Annotated in this window: 15 protein-coding genes; 7 read left to right on the top strand and 8 right to left on the bottom strand. The window is 42.8% G+C overall.

The annotated features are described in order from the left end of the window. Positions 1–260: 260 nt before the first annotated feature. A complete protein-coding gene (locus tag PHF18_RS07490) occupies positions 261–1892 on the top strand; it encodes a Ppx/GppA phosphatase family protein (protein ID WP_300100568.1) in 1632 nt (543 codons plus the stop codon). A 147-nt stretch (positions 1893–2039) separates the two neighbouring features. Here PHF18_RS07490 and PHF18_RS07485 read toward each other — a convergent pair whose 3' ends face one another. Continuing rightward, a complete protein-coding gene (locus tag PHF18_RS07485; protein ID WP_300100565.1) occupies positions 2040–4739 on the bottom strand; it encodes a CHAD domain-containing protein in 2700 nt (899 codons plus the stop codon). 687 nt (positions 4740–5426) lie between these two features. On the opposite strand from PHF18_RS07485, the gene PHF18_RS07480 reads away from it, so the two are divergent. Further along, a complete protein-coding gene (locus tag PHF18_RS07480; RefSeq protein WP_300100562.1) occupies positions 5427–6548 on the top strand; it encodes an ORC1-type DNA replication protein in 1122 nt (373 codons plus the stop codon). Between the two features lie 312 nt (positions 6549–6860). On the opposite strand, the gene thsA is transcribed toward PHF18_RS07480, so the two are convergent. Then, entirely contained in the window at positions 6861–8522 is a 1662-nt protein-coding gene (thsA, locus tag PHF18_RS07475) for a thermosome subunit alpha (RefSeq protein ID WP_300100560.1), read from the bottom strand. Positions 8523–9400: 878 nt separating this feature from the next. Here thsA and dnaK point away from each other — a divergent pair. From dnaK to PHF18_RS07460, 3 genes are all read left to right on the top strand, one after another. Next, on the top strand, positions 9401–10918 hold the full coding sequence (gene dnaK / locus PHF18_RS07470) for a molecular chaperone DnaK (RefSeq protein WP_367279166.1): 1518 nt from the start codon (positions 9401–9403) through the stop codon (positions 10916–10918). Positions 10919–10975: 57 nt separating this feature from the next. Then, complete coding sequence (locus PHF18_RS07465; RefSeq protein ID WP_300100557.1) at positions 10976–11686, top strand: DnaJ domain-containing protein; 711 nt, start codon at positions 10976–10978, stop codon at positions 11684–11686. Positions 11687–11958: 272 nt separating this feature from the next. Further along, positions 11959–12222, top strand: a complete 264-nt coding sequence (locus PHF18_RS07460; protein ID WP_300100555.1) for a hypothetical protein — start codon at positions 11959–11961, stop codon at positions 12220–12222. 117 nt (positions 12223–12339) lie between these two features. On the opposite strand, the gene PHF18_RS07455 is transcribed toward PHF18_RS07460, so the two are convergent. The 4 genes from PHF18_RS07455 to PHF18_RS07440 form a co-directional block, all read right to left on the bottom strand. Then, positions 12340–13119, bottom strand: coding sequence for a DUF169 domain-containing protein (locus PHF18_RS07455; protein WP_300100552.1), 780 nt, complete (start codon positions 13117–13119; stop codon positions 12340–12342). Between the two features lie 83 nt (positions 13120–13202). Then, entirely contained in the window at positions 13203–14822 is a 1620-nt protein-coding gene (gene sepS, locus PHF18_RS07450; RefSeq protein ID WP_300100550.1) for an O-phosphoserine--tRNA ligase, read from the bottom strand. Between the two features lie 266 nt (positions 14823–15088). Next, positions 15089–15721 (bottom strand): haloacid dehalogenase, encoded by a 633-nt coding sequence (locus tag PHF18_RS07445; RefSeq protein ID WP_300100547.1) that lies wholly within the window; start codon positions 15719–15721, stop codon positions 15089–15091. A gap of 1194 nt (positions 15722–16915) precedes the next feature. Further along, on the bottom strand, positions 16916–17188 hold the full coding sequence (locus tag PHF18_RS07440) for a UPF0147 family protein (protein WP_048135465.1): 273 nt from the start codon (positions 17186–17188) through the stop codon (positions 16916–16918). A gap of 245 nt (positions 17189–17433) precedes the next feature. Between PHF18_RS07440 and PHF18_RS07435 the strand changes: the two genes are divergently transcribed. Then, positions 17434–18042, top strand: coding sequence for an Sjogren's syndrome/scleroderma autoantigen 1 family protein (locus PHF18_RS07435; RefSeq protein ID WP_300100535.1), 609 nt, complete (start codon positions 17434–17436; stop codon positions 18040–18042). A gap of 284 nt (positions 18043–18326) precedes the next feature. Here PHF18_RS07435 and PHF18_RS07430 read toward each other — a convergent pair whose 3' ends face one another. After that, complete coding sequence (locus PHF18_RS07430; protein ID WP_300100533.1) at positions 18327–18575, bottom strand: hypothetical protein; 249 nt, start codon at positions 18573–18575, stop codon at positions 18327–18329. A 359-nt stretch (positions 18576–18934) separates the two neighbouring features. Here PHF18_RS07430 and PHF18_RS07425 point away from each other — a divergent pair, with 359 nt between their 5' ends. Further along, a complete protein-coding gene (locus tag PHF18_RS07425) occupies positions 18935–19117 on the top strand; it encodes a hypothetical protein (protein WP_300100530.1) in 183 nt (60 codons plus the stop codon). A gap of 230 nt (positions 19118–19347) precedes the next feature. On the opposite strand, the gene PHF18_RS07420 is transcribed toward PHF18_RS07425, so the two are convergent. Further along, positions 19348–21921: a DEAD/DEAH box helicase gene (locus tag PHF18_RS07420; RefSeq protein ID WP_300100528.1), complete on the bottom strand. Its 2574-nt coding sequence runs from the start codon at positions 21919–21921 to the stop codon at positions 19348–19350. Between the last annotated feature and the right edge of the window lie 181 nt (positions 21922–22102).

Genomic DNA, 22102 nt, shown 5'->3' with positions numbered 1-22102 from the left:
TCCTTCTTTTCCTTTAGTTCCTGTGTTTTCCTTTCCCACTTGAAGTTTTAGTTGAAGTTTTTATGCTACTCTCTGGAGTTTAATATGGGCAGGGTTTTTGAACTTACAATTTCACATATATAGAAAGATAGAACTCAGGAAAATACTATCCGAAAAATAAATCTCATATTGAATAAAAATGTTAACAGACATTGTGAAATTTATGGAGCTCTTTTAATCCTTCTAGAAAAACAAAATGCAGGGCTTTCAGGTGGTCATGAATGGAACCCGAGAAAATTTCCGAAGGCAGGGTTGTTGCGTTTATTGATATAGGGACTAACTCGGTCCGGCTTCTTCTGGTCCGGATCAATTCCAATGGATCTTACCAGCCCCTGACCAAGCAGAAGGAAACGGTGCGGCTTGGAGATAAGGAGTTTATAGACAGGATCTTGCAGCCAAAAGCAATGGAGAGGGCAACCGTTGTCTGTAAAAAGTTCATGGAACTTGCAAGGGCTTACCGGGCAGAAGAGATCATAGCTGTGGCAACCTCTGCAACCCGGGATGCGAGCAATAGGGTCCAGTTTCTTGAAATGATTAAAAAAGAGGCAAACCTTGAGGTCTGCACGATTTCAGGGTCAGAAGAAGCCCGCCTGATCTATCTGGGGGTCTCAAGTGGGCTCCGCCTCGGTTATTCAAAAGCCCTTTTTATTGATATCGGGGGTGGGAGTACTGAAGTGTCGATAGGGGACCAGAGCAAGTGTTACTTCCTTCATTCCCTTAACCTGGGGTCAATCCGCCTGACAAACGTGTTCCTTCCGGATGAAACAGGTCCGGTTTCCGAGGAGCGGTATGAGCAGATCAAAGCCTACATACGGCGCAAGACCACGGATATAACAAAAGAACTTTCCAGGTACAGGGCAAGCTGCGCCATTGGCAGCTCGGGAACTGTCGAAAATCTTGCAAAAATCGCTTTTGTTTACCTGCATAAAACAGCCCATGAAAGTTTCGAGAAGCTGGAGTACGAAGACCTGAAGAAAATTGTCAGGGCAATGTGCGCCCTGACGCTTGAGGAGAGGCGCAAATTTCCGGGAATAAATACCCAGAGGGCAGACATCATCCTTGCAGGCGCTGCAATCATCGAGACCCTTATGGAGGAACTCGAACTTTCAGAGATTACGATCAGCAAGCGTGGGCTCAGGGAAGGGCTACTCGTGGACTATATCTCAAAGAGCGAATTCTCTTACATGGTCACGCAGATGTCGGTAAGGAAACGCAGCATCATGCAGCTTGGCCTTGCCTGTAACTTTGATGAAGAACATGCCCATATCGTCACCAGGCTTGCTCTTGAACTCTTTGACAGTATCCAGGCGCTTGGGGTCTATGAATTTCAGGAGAGTGAGAGAGAGCTTCTTGAATACGGCGCAACCCTGCACGACATAGGGACATTTCTCTCATACGATACCCATCAGGCACATGCCTATCACCTCATAAGAGAAAGTAGCCTCCCGGGTTTCCAGCCTGAAGAAATCGAAATAATTTCAAACCTTGCGTATTTCCACAGGAAAAACACCCCTAAAAAGAAGCATCCCAATCTTGCAGGGCTCAGCAAAGAAGCCGTAAAAAGCGTGAGGTTGCTCAGTGCCCTGCTCCGTATTGCCGAAGGGCTTGACCGTTCCCATACAGGAATCATCTCCCATGTCCGTTTTTATATTGCCTCCACCGATGGCCTTGTGCTTGAGATGCATGCCCAGCGGGAGTGCCAGCTTGAAATCTGGGAGGTCGAGAAACAGAAGAAGTATTTCAAAAAGATGTTCGGGTATAACCTTCAGTCCAAAGTTCTTATAAAACAGGCCGAGGGCGCCCCTTTAATTTTTGAGGGCAGCGTTGAGGTCGAGGAAGTCCCTCGGGGATGAAGCTTCTTCAAAAAAAATCCTCTTCAAAAATTGAAACTTCTTCAAAAAAAATCCTCTTCAAAACTTAAATTGGTTTTCAAAAATAAAAAATAAACTGAAAATCCGTCAGAGGCTTTTATAAATCCTCAGCAGGAAAACCCTGAGTCTTTAGCTCAGCGGTAGTTGACTGAGGCTTCTGACTGCATTTTCAATTCTCTTTCTAAATTCTTCGGTCCGGACTTTTTTCCAGGTATCCGGAAAAGTGTTGAGCAGGGTTAAGAGTTCTTCTTCCCTGTACGCAAGGTAAGCTTCCACTCCGCCACAGCTTTCGGAAATATGCGTTTCACTCGATGCTTTTTCACTTGCTGAAAGGTTCCATGTCCCTGTATTAAGGTAATATCCCAGCATTTTGGTTGCAACGGCTGCATCATGCAGGTCTCCAAGGTGGTCCTGCAAAACTTTGAAATCTTTGATTAAGGTCTCAACTTCTTTTCCGAGCACATCCTCAAAGAACTCTAAAGTATAACGCAGCCCCTTGGCCGCAATCCTGAGCCTGTGCAGCCTCTCAACCGAAACATAGGGCCCTTCCACCCATTCGGAGTAGGCACTTATGTCGGCTAAACGGGCATAGAGGATCGAAGGAAGCACATCTTTTACCCTGTGCGGTAGAGAGTCATGTTTCTCTGTAGTTGTGGGGAGAGCCCAGGTTTCCGGGAAATCCAGAAAATCCGAAAAGTCTTTCTTAAAATGGCTGTACTTTTCACTGTCAAGGTAATCAAGCATATTTTTCCTGGCTTTTTCTCTCTCCTCTGCAAGTGTAATTAAAAGAGGGTCAAGGTCATGTTCACGCCCGGAAGGCAGGGTTTTCAGGTAAGTTTCTGCTTTTTCTCGGAAAACGTCCAGATCCCTGACTCTTCCCAGGGCACCAAGAGTTCTCCTTAGCCCTTTAAGGTGGGGCTCCAGTTTTTCGGATTCAAGGTATTCATCAAAGACTAGTGTTGACGCCCTCATCCTGCGGACCGCAACGCGCATGTCATGCAACTCTTCGATGTCTTCTCCTTTTCGGGTTCCCTTTTCATGGGCGAGCATCTGGGAGAACTGGTATGTAAAGATCCTGTGCGCAACAAAGGCCATGGAATCTTCCGGGATGACCGTGAATTTCTGAGTTTCTTTTCTTTTTTTCTTCTCAATTCTTTTTTCAGTTTTGTCTTCAACTTTCTCCCGGGGTTTTCCCCCTCCTTTTCCTTCAGCTTCTTCTCCTTTTCTTTTTCCTTTTTCTTCAGCTTCTTCTCTTTTTCCTTTTCCTTCGTCTCTTTGTGTTTTTTCGGAGGTTCTTTCCGAGTCTCCGGATTCAAGAGGTTTCCTGACCTGCGTAAACCGTAGTTCGGTGCTGAAGAGATATTCCCAGAGTTCGCTTCTTTTTTCTGCCTTTTTTGCAGTTTTTTCTGCATCAGGTCCCATAAGTTCTATTTCGACGGCTCCATCAAGTTGCCTGAACCGGCAGGGCAGAAACCCCTGAGCTCCTTTGTCGGAAAGGTTTGCAATCCGGAGATAAGCTGTAAGAATGAGGGCTTTATTCTGAAAAGCTGGAGAAAGACCTGTATTATCTTCTTCAAGGATTAATGAAAGGTTTTTTTCATTTATTTCGGGGTCCTGAAGTTCTATTATAAGGGCAAGCATTCGCAGTTCATTAAGTTTCAGTCCTTTAACTGGATGGGTAAGGAGAATTTCTCTGCTAATCAGTGTTTCTTTTTCCCCGGAAGCCGGACTTCCGATATTTTGCATGAGGGCTGCAAGGCCGAGAAGTTCCTTTTCCTCCTTTCCGAGCCCGTGATAAGCAGAAAGCCCATCAAAGAGGGCGAGGGTTCCTGCCCTGATATTTTCTGCTCTTTCTCTGTTAACTCCATACAGTTCCATAAGGGCTTCAGGGGTCCATTCTTCGATGCCCATCTCAGTCCAGCCTTTATGGGGTTCCCCTCTTCCGGACTGGAAATGAAATGCCAGGCTTTTTCCAGGGGTTTTTTCTTTAGTTCCTGTAAATGGAAAGACCGAAAGCCTTTCTTTTTCAAACCTCGAGAGCAGAGCTTCGATCTCAGGTTCCGGAACTTTAAGTAGAAGGCTTAGTTCTGCAGGATTACTTCCCCTGTCAATTAAAAGAAGAATCTGGGCTTGCTTTCCGTATATGTTTTTGTGATCTGCAAGCTGTGTGCAAACAGCTCTTTCCTTCAGGTCCAGGAAGGTTTTTTCCGGAAGATTTTCTCTGAAAATACATGCTCTTTCAAACTTGGAAAAAGGGCTCTCTACAAGACTGTAATTATTGAGGAGGAAATCCCGGATAGTCTCGAGGTCTTTTACAGTCCCTCCGCTTTTAAGTTCAACCTCAAACTCATTGTAGAGTTTTTTCCTGCTTTCGCTTTTGAGATTTACCCTGTCCAGATAGAGGTCAGCTACCTGCTTTTCTTCAAGATTTAATTTGCGAATTAGCCTTTTCTGTTTGAGATTAATAAGTGGATACAGGTCAAGCCCTGAGGTAAACTCAAAAATCATATTTCTGATCTTGAGGTTGGGACATTCAAGCACAGAAAGCCTTTCAGGCAAGAAACTGACATATTCTTCTCTCCTGTGGGTCCCGCCTTCAAAACCTCCCAGGCTTTTGATTGTCACCCATTTCCCTTTTTCACCTGCGGCTTTTCTTATTCTCAAGTAATACCCGGCAGCCATAATGTCTTTATTTTCTGTATCAAGAAAAGTGTCCTCAATTATCTGGATCCGAGCTTCAGAAATAGTATAAGATGCAAGCCTGGAGAGATTTTCAAGCGCTTTAAAATCTGTCTCTTCCGGGACCAAAAATTTCGATTCTATTTCCATATTTGTTCTCCCCACCCGCTGTGAATACTAAGTATATATGTACTTATTCTTCAAATATGTAGCCAATATTCAAATATGTACTCAGGTATCTATTATATTTTTTAGTTGTCCTCTAATTATTCCTTTGGAATGATAAAAATATAACTTCTAAATTTCAGTTTGGGAATTGATCTATAGTTCCATTTCCCCCAATAACCATTCTTGGCAACAAAACCCCTCGATATTATATTTGAATCATTCCTTAACTAATCTTATATCGATTTTTTATAAAGTATCTTAAATGCCGTCAACAGGATTAAATCATAAGTTTTTTCTTTACCCGGAGAGTGGTTGGTATATTACTGGATTATTAATTTTCCTGGATGATTACTTAAACTGTAAACAATAGTGGTTCAAAAGTAGTTATTAATCCAGTAAAAATTCAAAAAAGCTAAAATGTAATAAAACATATTTATTAAAAATTTAAACAGAGCAATCGATATATTTACCAAAAATTTAGCTTATTTATATCAAGGCGGGAGTTTGACCTATTGCCTCATTCGATTGAGATCCAGCCATTCAAACATACTTTTACAAGCCAGCACTCAACCAGTAGTATCCAGCAGTTGCAAAAAATCCCGTAACAAAAATACAGCAGCAAAAGGATACATTATAAAGGATACATCAATAGCAAAGGAGTAAGTTTCCTTGACAGGCAACGATATATTACTCTGGGACGAAACCCTCTTTAAGGACCTTTCGGTACTTGAGCCTGATTATCTCCCGGAATATTTCCCCCACAGGGATTCACAGTTAAATGCGCTCAGGTTTGCGCTCAAACCGGCCCTGCGCGGCATGCGGCCTTTAAATTGTTTGCTGGTCGGACCTCCAGGAACAGGGAAGACCAGTGCGGTTATGAAGGTTTTCAGGGAAGTTGAGGCTCATGCTTCAGGGATCTTGGCTGTAAAGGTCAACTGCCAGATTGATTCCACACGTTTTGCCGTAATTTCCAGGATTTACAGGCAGCTTTTCGGGATATCTCCTCCGAATTCCGGGATTGCTTTTCGGAAACTCTTTGAAACCGTTGTAAATTTCCTAGTCTCTTCGGAAAAAGTTTTGATTGTGGCGCTGGACGACCTTAATTATCTCTGCTGTGAGGGGCATGCCAATGAAGTGATGTATTCCCTTCTCAGGGCTCACGAGCAGTATCCCGGAGCAAAGATAGGGGTTATCGGGATCGTCAACAACGCATCTGACCTTTATTGCCTGGACGCAAGGGTCAACTCTGTTTTCCTGCCTGAAGAAATATCCTCTCCAAGGTATGGGGAGGCAGAGATTCTGGACATCCTTAAGGACAGGGTCAGGTACGGCTTTTACCCGAAAGTAATCTCTGACGAAGTGCTGGAACTTGTTGTTTCGTATGTGGAAAAAACAGGAGATATGAGGGTCGGAATCGATCTTCTAAGACGTTCGGGTTTCAACGCCGAACGCAGGGGAAACCGTATGATTTTATCTGAAGATGTGGAAAAAGCCTACGAGGCTTCCAAACTTCTCCATCTGTGCAGGGGTATAAGCCTCCTCTCAGGCCCTGAAAAACAGCTGCTTGAACTGATAGCAAGGACAGATGATGTTAAGGCCGGAGAACTCTACAAATCCTTCCACGAGCTGACAGAGCTCGGATACACCCGTTTTTACGGCATGGTCAACAGGCTTCAGACTCTCAACTATGTGGACGCTGACTTTACAGGAAAGGGTAAACGAGGCAGGACACGGATAATAAAAACAAGATATGAGGCTGAGGACATCCTTAACTGCCTTAAAAAAGGCTGAAAACAGATTTAATTCGCAAAAAATTCTTTTACGAATTCTTTTACAAACTTTTTTACAAACTTTTTTATAAATTTTTTTATAAATTCGTCTATAAGACGTTTGTTGCAAAAATAGTCTGATTATTTGAAAAACCTGAAAAGAAGCCTGAAAAATAATAAGTGAACGGAGATTCACATGGCTTTTCCGGTGAGAGGCCGGAAACAGGTTTTCAGGCTTAGAATATTTCCTGATTGAACTTTAAAAAAGGAGCAGTAAAAACTGCACCTCTTTCTGATTCAATCACTTTTCGGTTTTACCTTATTTTTCAGGAATTTACATCATTCCTGGGGGCATTCCGCCCATTCCTGGGGGCATTCCGCCCATTCCTGGGGGCATTCCGCCCATTTCTTCTGGTCCAGGGGCTGCACGGGTAGAAGCTATGATGTCGTCGATCCTGAGGATCATGACTGCAGACTCGGTGGCTGCATTGATGACCTGGGTCTTGACTCTGAGGGGTTCGACTACAAAGTTCTTCCACATGTCAACGACCTTTCCTTCATAGACATCAAGCCCTGCGGTCTTCATGCCTTTCTCGTGCTGGGAGCGCAGCTCCATGAGCATGTCGATGGGGTCGAGACCTGCGTTTTCTGCAAGGGTTCTGGGGATGACTTCGAGGGCTTCGGCATAGGCCTTAACCGCAAGCTGTTCCCTTCCTTCGAGGGTTGCTGCGTATTCCTGGAGTCTGAGGGCAACCTCAACTTCAGGGGAGCCGCCGCCTGCAACGAGCTTTTCGTCTTCGATTGCAACGCCTACTACGCGGAGAGCGTCTTCAAGGGCGCTGGTGATGCTGTCAACCACATGTTCTGTGCCGCCGCGCAGGAGGATGGTAACAGCTTTCGGGTTGTTGCAACCTGTGACAAAGGTCATGTTGTCGCCGCCAACCTTCTTCTCTTCCACGAGCCCTGCGTATCCGAGGTCTTCGGGGGTGACTTCATCCATGTTGGTGATGAGTTTGCCGCCTGTTGCTCTTGCGAGCTTTTCCATGTCGCTCTTTTTGACTCTGCGGATAGCAAAGATGCCTGCCTTTGCGAGGTAGTGCTGGGCAAGGTCTTCAATGCCCTTCTGGCAGAAGACAACGTTTGCACCGCTGCCGATTACTTTCTGGACGATCTTTTTGAGCATCTGTTCTTCCTGGTCAAGGAAGGACTGGAGCTGGTCAGGAGAAGTTATTGAGATTTCGGCGTCTACTTCAGTGTCTTTGAGTTCGATTGCAGCGTTAAGGAGGAGAAGCTTTGCGTCCTTGACTTTCTCAGGCATGTTGGCGTGGATTCTTTCCTTGTCAATGATCATGCCCTTAATAAGCTCGGAATCCTCGACTCTGCCACCTACTTTCTTGACAACGCTGATGTTGTCCCTGTCCACTGTCTTCTTCTTTTCGTTTGTGTCCACAACGCTTGTAACAGCATCTACAGCAATTTCGGAGAGGAGTCTCTTGGAGGCCTCTGCACCTTTTCCGGTCATGGCGGTTTCGGCGATGCTGACCAGCAGGTTACGGTTAGACATATCCACACTCATTGCCAGGGAGTTAAGGACTTCAATAGCTTTTTCGGCTGCAAGCCTGTATCCGGATGCAATGATTGTCGGGTGAATTTCCTGTTCGATTAAGTCCTCAGCTTTCTTTAAGAGCTCACCGGCGACAACAGCTGCACTGGTAGTTCCGTCTCCCACTTCATCGTCCTGGGTCTTGGCTACTTCTACCACCATCTTTGCTGCAGGGTGTTCGATGTCCATCTCTTTGAGAATGGTTGCCCCGTCGTTTGTGATGACCACGTCGCCCATGGAATCCACGAGCATCTTGTCCATACCTTTGGGACCAAGGGTGGTTCTAACTGCTTCGGCTACTGCCTTTGCAGCCATAATGTTGTTACTCTGGGCATCTCTGCCTCTGGTTCTCTTACTTCCTTCTTTCAAAATGAATATTGGCTGTCCTGCCATAATTTAAATCCTCCATTAGTGTGAATTTGGAATAGCTATGTAATTAAAATCGCATTTTACATGTTTGTACTTCTATATAAAATCATCCCGTCGGTCTCTCTGTAATAAGTGTGCTTTGGTATTTGTTTCCTTTAAAGAACAGCCTGAGATGAACTCGTTTTATACCGTATTTTTTTAACAGAAAATACCAGATTTAAAAAACTGGATAACCAGGTTAAAAAGACTGAATATATACTTTAGCAGTCAATCTTTTTCCAGATTACCGAAGCAAATAACGCGGAAAATTAACTGGAAATAAAGCAGAAAACCAAACGATAAAACCAAACGATAAAAATAAATAAGGACAATAAACGGAAGCAAAGATATATTTATTTCTCTATCTGGACAAACACAAACATTAGGCTTTTTTGCATCAACTCTTATGCAACCTTACTTCACTCTTCTTTAAAAATATTTTAATTTATTAGTTCTCGCGATTTCATACATATTCTATGACTGTTTGCCATGGTATACATATTTAATCTCGTGTAAATATTTAATTCACTTAATTCTACGTTTTCGGTAACTACAAAAAATATCGAAGGGGATGGTAAAATGTGCTTCCATCTATTTTTTCTATGCTTTTGTGACTTATGTGGTCCTTCTTAATGCTTTGCTTCTTCTTCATGCTTTGCTTCTTCTTCTTCTTTGAAATGAGTTCAGATTTTGACGCTAGATTATTTCTCTCAAGCGAAAACTTTTTTTAATCCAATCTCCTTTGTATTACTAAATAATATGAAAGAGTTTGTTCTATATCTCTCTAAATATTATATTTACATATTTTCTCTATCTCTGTAATCTAAATCACTATATATTATGACTGTGTTAACAAACTTAATATCTCTTGGGCACATTATGAAATATTTGGGGGTGCGCCAACGGCAAATATTAAAGGAAAAGTACTGGGCATCGATCTGGGAACCACCAATTCTTGTATGGCGATAATTGAACTTGGTGAACCCAAGGTCATTACCAATTCCGAAGGAAAAAGGCTTACGCCTTCAGTTGTAGGTTTTTCTAAGAAAAATGAGTTACTTGTAGGAGACCTTGCCAAAAGGCAGATGATTTCCAACCATGAGAATACTGTCCAATCTATAAAGAGGCATATGGGGAAACCCGATTACAGGGTGACACTGAATAATGAGCAATATACTCCTCATGGAATTTCTGCAAAGATCCTTCTAAAACTAAAACAGGACGCGGAGAAATATTTAGGGGATGCCGTTGAAAAAGCGGTAATTACTGTCCCTGCTTACTTTAATGATTCTCAACGCTTTGCAACAAAAAAGGCAGGCGAAATTGCAGGGCTGGAAGTACTTAGAGTCATAAACGAACCTACCGCAGCTGCACTCGCTTACGGTCTGAAAGACGGGATTGATAACCGAAAAGTTCTGGTTTATGATCTAGGGGGCGGTACTTTTGATGTTTCAATTCTTAAGATTAAAAGCGGAATATTCGAAGTACTGGCTACCAGCGGAGACACCCAACTAGGCGGCGATGATTTCGACAGCCGGATTGTTGAATATCTACTTGCCGAGTTCCAGAAGGCTGAAGGCAAAGACCTCTCAGATATGCCGCAGGCGATGCAGCGCATTAAGGAGGCTGCAGAACGCTGCAAAATTGACCTGTCCACCCTCACAACTTCAAATGTTAACCTGCCCTATATTTTTGAAAGTAAAACCCTGGACATAGATATTACAAGAGAACAGTTCGACATAATGACAGAGGATCTTGTTACGAAAACTTTATCAATTATGGAAAAAACCCTGGAGGATGCAAAGCTCACTCCTGAAAAAATTGATGACGTTGTTTTTGTGGGGGGCTCTACCAGAATACCTGCTGTAGTGAAAGCTGTAGAAGAGTTCATGGGAAAAAAGGCTCTTCAGAACCTTAATCCTGACGAAGTGGTAGCAATGGGGGCTGCTGTTCAGGCAGGAATCCTTGGACGCGAATATCTTAAGTCTACCAGGGAAGAGCTTGACGCGGGCAACCTTGTGCTTCTTGACGTAACCTCTCTTACACTCGGGTTTGAAACCGTGGGAGATTTGATGGCGCCAGTAATTCCAAAGAATACAACAATTCCCACAAGAAATAGTAAAGTCTTTACCACACATTACGATAATCAGAGGGTCGTTAGAGGAAAAATCCTTCAGGGAGAGGAACGAACTGCATCAAAAAATGTTACCTTAGGAATGCTTGTTCTTGATAATATCCCCTCTGCCCCAAAGGGCGTTCCGCGTATAGAGGTTACTTTTGACATTGACGCTAACGGAATAATAAATGCTACAGCCAAAGACCTTGGAACCGGAATCATGCGAAGTGTTACTATAGAAAGGCCAGAAGGTCTCAACGATTAATTGCTTAATCGGTTAACGGCTCAATAACAGACAGACAGGTTCAGAGGGTGAAAAGTAGTGGACTATTATCAGTTGTTTGATGTCCCCCGAGGTGCAAGTCCTGAGGAGATAGAAGACAAGTATCACAATTTTGCAAAAAAATATCATCCGGACAGAGCTAAGTCCCCTGATGCCCATGAAAAATTCATAAAAGTCAAAGAGGCTTACGAAACTCTCAAAGACCCTCTAAAAAGAAAAGAATATGATATGTCCTTGCCGCCAGAGGAAAAGGTAACTGAACTTTCTGCTACTTCTGTAAATTCTCCGGGATCTAACCAGGAATCTCAGGTTCCAGATATGCCCGATATGCCTTCAGGCTCTAAATCTCCCTTTAGATCGACTACTATTTCCTTTGTTTCTTTCAAATCTTCCAGTGACCCCCTTAGCTCTGGCCAGCCCAATTCCTCTTCCGAATCTGAAACTATTGACTGGTCCAAATATGTTTATTCCGGAAATAAACAGGATTCTGAGGACGAAGACCCTTCAGGTAAAGCAAAAAAAGATATCGCTGATTGGTCAAGTGTAAAAGTAAAATATCAAGGGATGGAAGAAGAAGTTGATGACAGCAAACATAAAAAGCGTTTTTCAGCTGGATCATTTTTACTGAAGACTTTTGTCTTTGCTCTCGTCCTTATTTTTCTTCTGGGAACCGTTGCAGTTGTTTCTCCGGATCAATTAAAAGCTGTCGGACTGGAAAGTGTAGTAGACTTATTCGATAAAATAATCTAACAAAAAGATGACAAGTACCCGTTTCCGGAGCATGTATGCAATCTCCGGCAGACATTACCTTATTTATTGCCTTATTTATTGCCTTATTTATTGCCTTATTTTACTCTCTTTTCTGAAAGTTATTCTCCGGAACATTCTCTGGAAAGAGTTATGGGTAATTTGCCCGGACCAGTCTTCAATATATTGTTTCCATAAAGTATATCTCTATCTATGCCAATATGTCCTTAATTATTTTCAAACCTTTCCATTAAATACAAGAATGAGGGTTGGCTATGAGTAAGCCCGATCTAAAACCTTTTATTTTTGCTTTATGTTTACTGTTGATCTTTGCCTTTTATAGTTTCTTTGAGGGAAATACGCTGTCTGCTAAAGTATCAGCTTTTGAAAGTGGGCAGGTTGACAATGGAGTACAGGAGGGTGTTAAATCTTCCGTAATCACGGATGAGAAGAAAGGAATGGATGCCCCAGCCCCGGGTATTCCAGGTTTTCTAGGTGTTTTTTGTCTGGCTTATTACCTGCACAGGCGCAAAGGTTGAACCCTGGCAAACCTTGAACCTTGAATTTGATTTTTTCCTTCTGGAGAGTTAACTTTTTCTTCAACCCAAACTTTTCAGTATGCAATTTTCAGTTCGTTATTTCTTATCCAGCGCCTCTTAATGAGTTGTTCCGGGAAGTTTTGAAAGCCCTTCCTCAATTTCCTCGACTTTTTCAAAAGCAATCCCAAGAGGAACTTCAAAATCTTCATATCCGCTGTGTTTTCTTGACCCCTTACACCCGAAAGACAAGCCTATGCCCTTTTCAAGAGCCAGTACAGTGCAATCTCCACAGATTGAAGCTGCCCCCATTGTGTCTATTACTGTCCTTGTTCCTTCTGAATAGGCATTTGCCTGGATAATACGCATGGCTTTCTCAGGTTTAAGGAAAAGAATCAACACATCAAAGTTACCTCTGTTGAGGGACAGAGGTTCGATCACTACGGAGCAAAATTTTCTCTTAAATCTTGGAAGGGATAAGGCTGCTTTTTCTGCAGCCTGCATATTTCCGTATCTTCCGGATTTAAGATAATATTCAGAAGGGCTTTTCTCAGAGAGGCCCAGGACATAGTCTCCGGGAGAACAGCTCTGTCCGGAAATTCGGAACTTTTCTCCCATACGCGCTTTCTGCACAAGTTCGCAAAAGAGAAAGCCGGATTTTTCAGGAAGCTCTTCACTTCCTTTTCCGGCTACTTTTTCTTTGGGCACTGCTCCCCGGAATGGTACTGCATCCTGAAATGGTACTGAACCCCGAAATTCTTCTTTTTCGTTTCCTTCTTCTATCTCAAAGGTTACACATACAGGTTCTCCAGTTTCCATAAACCTTTTAAGTTCCGGGTATCTTGAAAACGGTACTTCTTTTCTTTGCATACAGCCCATTCCTGTTTTTACGATAAACAAAGGAGAAAACCCACGATTTTTAGGCGTGGGATGAATCCGTCAACTTCTCCTCTTTTTTAGCTGGTGGTAGTTCACTGCTTATCTCACTCGAATTTCGCTTTTACGGAAGTGAAAATCGGGCCTCTAATGTCGATTTTTTTATTTTTGCCTGTGATATACCGCTGGATAGTAGAGCCTATTTTAATGTTGACTTCAGAGGGAACCTTGACTATTCTTACTCTGACAATATGCTCATCTGCTCCGGACATTGCAGCTTCTTCAATTTCCCGGGCAGCCTGGGCAGCAAAAGACTCTATAAAACGTATGCCTGCCCTTGCAGAATGGTTTTCAAAAGCTTTTTGCCATTTCTTGTTATTCGGGATTCCCAGAATATCTCCCTGATAGGCAACGACCTCATTAAAGGCTGCAGGACCGCAGAGTTTTGTATTCTCTTCTGGTTCGATTACGGAGACTTTTACTTTCCTCCCGCAAACCTCCCCTTCCCAGGCAGGGAACTCACAGGGACTTGGCTCTTCTCCGTGCAGTTCGCACTGAGCAACGACGGCATCTGCAATTGCCTGCCCTTCTGGAGTCTCAGGCATTCTGTCTACAAAGACCTGCTTTGCAAGTTCACTGTCAGGCATCTCCCACTCGCTGTACTGTGGAATCTGCGGATAGGTAAGGGAGCGTACATCGGGGGCATCATGCAGGATCATGGCAAGCCTTTCGACCCCAAGCCCGAGGTTCATTACAGGGTATGGAATATCATATTCTGCAAGGGCTGTTGGAGAGTATATTCCGAAAGTTGCAACCTCGATCCAGCCGTCAGAGTACTTTGAATTGGAACCTACCAGTTTCGGGTGGAAGGCAAAGACCTCTATCTGGGTGTCAGGCACATAGTACTTGCTGCGCTTTTCATCGGGCCTGAAGAGGAACTTTTCAAAGCCGAACTGGGAGAGGAGTCCCTGAGCAACGGCTTTTCCGTGGTCTACGGTCACATCTTCGTCCATGATAACGCAGGAAGCCGAGTAGTAGGTCATAAGCCTTGAAGCATCTTCCTGCTGTTCCCGCCTGAAACAGCGGTCTATCGAGAAGAAGTGGAATGGTGGTTCTTCTCTCTCAAGGAGGGAACTGAGGGAAATGAACCAGCCGCTTGTCATGTGGCTACGCAGCGTTTTTGTGCTTGCCTGAGGTATAAGCTCTTTGAATTCAGGAAAAACCCTTTCAATCATGTCGGCTACAAGGGCATCCGAAACTCCGAGAGCTGCTGAGATTTCTGGGACAAGGTCATCTCCTTCAACCGTCCCTTTTTTATAAGCGTGCAGGACTTTCCGGATTTTGTCTATGCCTTCGTCCCCTACGTCGCCAAGGATTTCTATTACCTGTGCAATCCGCTCATCAGAAATCCCTACGTTGGGGCGGGGCAGACCTGCAAGATAGAAACAGCGGTCAAGGACGGCGAGGGCTTCGCTTCCGAACTGCTTGTGAACCTCTTTTTCATCAACTATGAGAGGGTTCATCATCTCTTCAAAACCCATGCGTAGATAGGCTTCCCTCAGTTTCTGGATTGTATCATAAACCGGGTGAGCTTTCCCGTATCTCAGGGTGGTTCTTGGGTAACGTTCGTTAAGGGTAGGTGTTTTGACCATTTTTTTACCCTCGTTCCAGGTAAGGTCAAAATTCTCCTTTGCATCCTTTTTTATTTTTTCTGGATCAAATCTCATGGATATCCTCTTGTAACTGATTATTGGAATTCTGGATCTGTCAGACCCTTAAGGTTTTATCGTTTATATGCACATGTTGAACTGCCTGGCGGCCGGTGAAGTGCATTGGATAATAGGTTTCAGGTATCTGAGTGCTAAATTGTAATGTAACTACACTAAATAGTAAATGATTTTAGTGGTTATTGTGAAAATTATTTAGCTCTCCTTCTCAGTCTGTAGCTCTGCCAACGCTGAAGGAGAGAATTGTCTTACAATCTGAATTTGTCTTACAATCTGAATTTCAGGCTCTGCATTGCAAGCTCAAGCTTTTTCTGCTGAATTGAGTTTACCACATCGCCACGTGTTTTTTCTATAAGGGAGCGGGATACATCGGTCTTTCGCCTGAGTCCGCCGGTTATCGCGTCAGGGTAGTCAAAGTCCATAAGGACTGCATGGATATTTTCCATGATCCCTAAAAATACTTCGGCCTTTTCAAAGGAATCTTCCCTGATAAGGTCAAGGACATGCCTCCTTAGTTCTCCCACTACATCTCCAAGCCCGTTAAGATAGGCGGCATACTCAACTCTCAGTTCATCCGGAGACGGAATATTTTGTGTCTTTTCTTCGTCTTTTAAAAGGCTGTGGAGAATTGAAACTTCCGTATATTCCTGCTGGGCATGTTCTACAAATCCGGCGTGGTAAATGTCAGCATGTCCTTCGAACCTGGATTCAAGCTTTTTTAAAGCTCTTCCAGCTGCCTCTATACTGTTTTCGGCTTTTTCAAAGTCCTTCCCATGCAGGGCAAAGCTTGCTGTCCGGCATTCCCTGACAATTTCCCTTGAAATTTTCAGTCCTTCTTCTCTGATCTTATCTTTAACCTCGAAATTCTCCCTTATCCGTATAGAAATTTCTTTCAGCATAACTTTTGCCCCCCGGAAAGCTTTTTATATTTTTATAGAAAGACGTGTAAAACCCCCAAGTCTTTACAGGCGGTCTTACAATCACTCTCTGTAATACCTAAATGCCTTTTTTTTGATTTAAAGGCTTTATATTCCTTATTTTTTACATGTTTTTGCCCTGAAATTGAATTGTCGGACAACCTGTTTAGCGTGAGAAGTTGATGTTATTCTCTATTTTTCACGAAAAAATAAGGCAGGATGCTTTTGACTTTAGTCATGAGAGGAATGCCGTCAATTTTCTGGCATTCCTTTCATGTTTGGATTTCTCCACTCTGCTTTGGAAACGAATTTCCTCCGCAGGTAACGTACTTTCGTATCTCCTCTCGCCAATGTTGGATATGCTTGTTATGTGTAACACACCGCCCCTACCTCTCAGGACTTTTAATGCTACACGATAGGGAAGTGGACTGAGGAAGCATCCAAATGTATCATGACATATCCAACGTAGTCAATTAAGACTCAGGCTGGTCAACCGGGGCACTATTACATGCCTGCCACTTTAGTGACGGGTAGTTGACGCATTTAGATGTGTTTTTGGTTTTTATATGCTTTTTTGAGCTTTTATGCCTCTATCTCAAAATTCTCTTCTAACTCTATTATATTTATATCCTGAACCCGTTACCTCATTTAATTTGTTATTTTTTTATTCTGTATTTTTTTATTCTATATTTTTTTAGTCTGTATTAGATGCTTCGGAGGTCATTTATATCTTTATCCCTCTTTTTGGTTCTTTTTCCTCGCATAAACTTTATACATTTATTCCCCTTTTGAAGTCATAGCCATAGTATGACTTTAAAATTCGATTCAGAGAAAAAAGATGGAGACTAGATAGAGACTAGATAGAGTAGAGACTAGATAGAAACAATATCGAAAAAACACATCAGTTATATCAAAAAAATGAAAAAGGTTTTTACCTTATCAGTATCCCTTATCTAAGTTTATTCTAAAACCAGTTGGATTCGACTATATAAATTACGAAGCCGCTTCCTTTAGGCTCTTAGTTTAGAATAATATGAAGTTCGGGATTTTTAACAGAAGCGTCTCAAGAAACGAATCTGAGCGTATTTTCTTCCCGAGGGCTAAATTCTTTCTTTAAGAAGTCTCGGGTAAAATCCTTTTTACGGGATTAGAACAATTCTTTTGTTTTCTCTGACTTTACTCATCTACTGGAATGGTTTCAAGCTGGCTTGAAAGGTTCCAAATCAGAGTCCTTGTGTGCAGAGGAAGGTTTGGGTCGTTGCTCACATCTTCGAGAATGGAAATGCTTGATGCTGCTCTAAGGAACAGAGGTTCGGAGTCTTTGTTCAGGATATCTATGATTTCATTCACGGAACGCCTGATATTTCTTGGAACTGAAGAGTCACTTGTTATGCTTTCTAGGACATGAAGACATTGTTTGATAACTTCTGCTGAATCATTTGATGACATTTGAATCACCTTCGCAGTCAATTATGATTAAAAATTAGAGCTTATAAATTAGTGTAAGACAGGCTTGTTATATAAAATATTATCGGTGATCCTTGAGCCCGATTGTGTCAATGTCTTCTCTTTGCGCTTCTGGGTACAGGCTGTTTTACATTTTGTGCGTGACAAAGGTAGTTTCATATAGGGGGAGCTACAGGAAAAATCTTATAAAATAAGTGAGAAACTGTGCAAAAAGGAAGGTTAGGTATATGGATTCTGACAAAGACAAAAAAGTAAAGCGAATAGCCCGTTTCCTGGAACTCGGAGGCACAATGCTTGCCGAACACTGCAAAGTCTGCGGAGCCCCAAAATTTCGTTACCAGGGCACGGTAATCTGCCCTATATGTGATGTCCGGGAAGAAAATGAAGAAACTCCAGCTCCCGAACCGGCGGCAGAAGTCCAGGCTCCAGAAGCCAGAGCTTCTATTGAGAGAGACAGATCCTCTTTAGAGTCCAGAAAGAAAGTCCAGGCACGCAGACCGAAATCGAGGATCGGGCAAAGAGCACCGGAGGCTGAAGAGGGCGAAGACGAAATTCTCCAGTTTGCGGAAGAAGAGATTTCAGAGACCCCTTATGAGGCTGAAGAGGTAGGGAGACCGGTTACTGAAGTCCCCGCAGCTCGGGCAGGGAAACGGACGGGACTATCCACGGTTTCTACAGCTCATAGAGACCGAGAAGTGCTGGAAAACCTTCTCTTTAAAAAGATGGTCAGTGTAGCAGCTTCCCTTCAGGATGAAAAGAACCCGCGCAGCATTGCTGAGCAGTTCGACCTGATCGAAAAAGGGATTGGTCTGGTAGAGCGGCTGAGGCAGGTATAAAATCTAATTGCAGGCAGAGCTGAAATCGTTAGATTCCGGGATGGGTGAGCCAGAAGTAAGATAAATTAAAATTAACAATAGGTAGAAATATTGCTAAGAATATGCAGGATTAAAGACCTGTTGAAAAAGATCAAAGGAAAGAGGAAATCAGGAAGAAACGATTGCATATAAAATACCAATCGGAAGAAAAGACCACAATAAAACTGAGTTATAGAAAATGAAGCTTTTATAGGGAAAAAAGGGCAAAAAAAGCTCTTTCGGAAAAAATATGGTAAAAGCACCTCTTATGAAGATCTGCTTGAGGAATCTGGATTTTCCTGTTCCTTTTCTGTCTTCACGAAGTTTGATGTGCCCTGACTGGCAGAAATTTCCCTGAAAAACTGAAGCTTTTTCTCAGGAAACTTTGGTCTTGAGGTGTAACCTTTTTTTCCCATACCTGCGGCAAAGTCTCCCACAATGTCGATTTTGCTATATGTGGCATCTTTCCAGGTTCTTCCCCCTTTATATACTATTATTTTAATTATAGTCTTCATATATATTAATTATATATTTATTAACTGTCATTTTGCTCATATTTCCTGATTTTTCATTATAGTTTTACACTTTTTGATTATAGGAAACCGCTTTTCGGATTTCAATCATACAGTAAGTGTATTTTAAAAAAGTGGAAATTTTCGCCATATGATGCTGCTTTTATTTATAACTTCTTTAGTTTCCTCAAGGTTATCTGGAATGGGGTTTTTTCTATAATTATTTATCATTAAGGATTCCTCCCTTTTTTTGAAAATTGGCATTTTGAAACTTACCAGATCTATCATGATTTATCGTAAATTTCTTTTAGGAGTGTTTATATTTATGACCATATGAATGTATATTGAGAGGTGATGAAAGCATGCGAGATATATACAGAGACCTGCTTTCATGTCTGATTACCTTTTTGAGGGCGCTTGGAGCGATGATCCTTCTCTTCCCTTTAGGGTGGGTTTTCATCTTTCTTGGTGTACTGCCTGAACCCAAATGTACAGTTCACAGGCGGCATCTCGAAAAAACACTCTGCAACGTCAAAAGGTATTGATAGGACAGGTTTTTTTCTCGCAGGAATTCCTCTGGGGATTCCTCATTAAAAAACGATTTTTTTCCCGGAGACTACAGGTTGAGCACTGTTATTTCAGGCTTTAGTATGCGGTTTTCCTCAAATGCTGTTGCCAGATATCCTCCTATTATCATAATATATCTTTTTCAGCCTGAATCTCGGGAAAATTTATTTTTTATTCTTTTACATTCTTTTACTTTGTTTTCGTACAGTTACCCTTTATACGGGCTTTCGATAACTTCTCTTATTCTGGCTGCTGCTTTAGGTCCGATTAGTTTTACTTTCTTCAACTCTTTAGTATCAGCTCGCATAATAGCTTCTACTGAGCCGAAGTGTAAAAGGAGGTTTCTGGCGGCTTTTGGCCCGATATTCGAGATCGAAGAAATAAGGTATTCTTGCTGCTCTACAAGGGAGCTGGCAGATTTTTTCCCGTGCGGATTGATTTCATGTTTGTTTTCTGTTTGCTCTCTCTTTGCGAGTAGTTTCAAAATAGAAGCTGTTTCTTCCTCATCCCTGGAATAAAGGATGGCTACTCTAAAGTCGATTGCAATGGATACAAGTGAGCCGTAAATGGCGTTAGGGTTGATCTGCCTGGAAGTGAAAAGGTCTTCTCCTTCAATAATCAGGACAGGTTTTTCATAAACCCGCGCAAGGTCTGAGAGCTGGGCAAAAAGGTTGCGTTTTCCGTCGATCAGAGAACTTGCAAAGTCATCCGTGCGCTTTCTTTCCACCGCAAGGCGGTCACTTAAAACGTAGTCCCCTACTTCGAGAGCCGCAAAGCTGAGTTCCATCCCGAGCCTATCCAGGGTTTTTGCAACTCCGCATTTTGTCTCCCTGTGGTCAATCACTATTCTGAGAGGCTCGGTTTCGGGTTCTGTTCCGGATATTTCCGGTTTATTTATTGATTTCTTTCCGCAAAGAGTTTCGAAGTCTACCAGGGTTTTTTGCCTCTCTTTTGCGTTTACATCTGCTTTTTCATCTGCTTTTTCATCTGCTTTTTCATTTACATCCTTCTTTCCGTTACCATCTGCGCTTGTTTCCAGGTATATGCCTTTATCTTCTTCGTTTTTTCTAATATCTTCAGGACTGCTATTGAAGCTATTCCCATCTTCATCCCCGTTTTCATCCCCGTTTTCCATCTCGATTTCTTCCATTTTCGTCTTCGAGTCTGAAGTACAGGATAGGCTTTCGAAATCAGAAAGTTCTGCCCTCTTCTTTGAAGCCTTTGGGTTAAGGATGGTTTCAAGCCCGTGCATGCTGTTAAGCATCCTCTTTTCCTTATTTTTGCTGCTCCAGTAGTAGGCTTCGTCCCGCGTGCCCTTTGTCACAAGTACAATTACTCTGCCTTTTTGCTGTCTGCCTGTCCTGCCCTTACGCTGGATGCTGCGGATTTCCGAGGGGATAGGTTCGTAAAACAACACCATGTCCGTTGAAGGGATATCAAGCCCTTCTTCAGCAACTGAAGTAGCTACAAGTACGTTGTATTCCCCTGCCCTGAATTTATCGAGGATTCCAGCTTGCTGTTTCTGCGTAAGTCCTTTGTCTTTATGCCGTGAACCCTGCCCCACAAAACGGATCGGAATAACTCCTGGAGCCTCAGAAAGGGCATTTGCTACTATTTCAGCAGTGTCCCTGTAGTTGGTAAACACAATTACCCGGGAATCAGGGTTTTCTTCCAGCTGTTCGGATACGATCTTCCGTGCAAGCGCGAGTTTAGGATGTTCTACCTCACATTCCTTTACTCTGTACAGGGCTTTTCTCATGTAGATATCGTCCATGAGCCTTTTTGCAGCCTTGCTCGAACTGCTGGAAGAGGCTTCAGCCTCCAATTTTTCCAGGTACTTTCTTAGAGTCTCAAGCCCCTGCGTCTCCACCATTTCCACAGCATGGTTAACCTTCATCATCTCAGCAACCACAGACATGGCAGAGAAAATCGCAGGGTCTCCCCCTATACGGATTTTATCCTGGAGTTGTTTCTGGAGGAGCAGGAGGTCTTTTTTGGAGATGTATTTTCCACTGCCTGCAGAAAATCCCATTTCTCTTATAATTCCGAGCCGGTCATCGAAGATCTTTTCCAGATAGCTCCGAATTTCAGCCATTTCGGCAGGAAGCTGGACCTGAAGCCACTCTAATTCTTTTTCCTGCACATAAGGGCGAACGTCCCTGTCTTTCTCGGTTTTCACAGCTACATTTTCAACATGTAAAGCCTGACAGACTTCTGCGATTTTCTCGTCTGAGCTGCCCGGACTTGCAGTAATTCCGAGCACATGAGGATTTTTTGCGCTCTCAAAATACTTTTCCGCAATAAAAGTATAAGCATAATTTCCGACTGCCCTGTGGGCTTCATCAAAGGTGATGTGGCTTACGTCTTCAAGGCTGATCCGTTTCGTAAGAAGGTCGTTTTCAATAACCTGGGGGGTAGATACTATCAGCTTTCCCTGTGCCCAGAGCCTTTCCCGCTCAGCAGGGGCAATACTGCCTGTAAAAGCCAGAATTTCTTCTTCGGGAAGGGTCATCACCTTTTTAAAAAAAGCGGCATGTTGGTCTACAAGAGGTTTTGTAGGAGAAAGGATCAGGGCTTTTCCCCCGAAACGCTGGAGCCTGGAAGCAATTACAAAAAGAGCTATAATGGTTTTTCCAAGTCCTGTGGGGAGTACAACCAGGCTTGATCCTTCCAGGGCTTTTCCTGCAAGGTTGAGCTGGTAAAGCCTCTGCTCAACTGTGTCGGGCTTTATCAATGGATGCTTCATACATACCTGTTTCTCAGGAAAAAGGTTTTCGTTCATTTTGCTTCAGGATTATTTTATTTTAGATTTATTTTATTTTAGATTTATTTTATTTCAGATTTATTTTATTTCAGATTTATTTTATTTCAGGTTTATTTATTTCAGGTAAATCTTTTTTCAGCCTATTCCGTTTCAAGGTTATTTTGTTTCAAGGCTTTAATTCAATTCTAAAAAAGTAATA

The organism is Methanosarcina sp., from assembly GCF_028693135.1.
Lineage (GTDB): Archaea > Halobacteriota > Methanosarcinia > Methanosarcinales > Methanosarcinaceae > Methanosarcina.
This window is presented reverse-complemented; position numbering and strand designations above follow the sequence as displayed.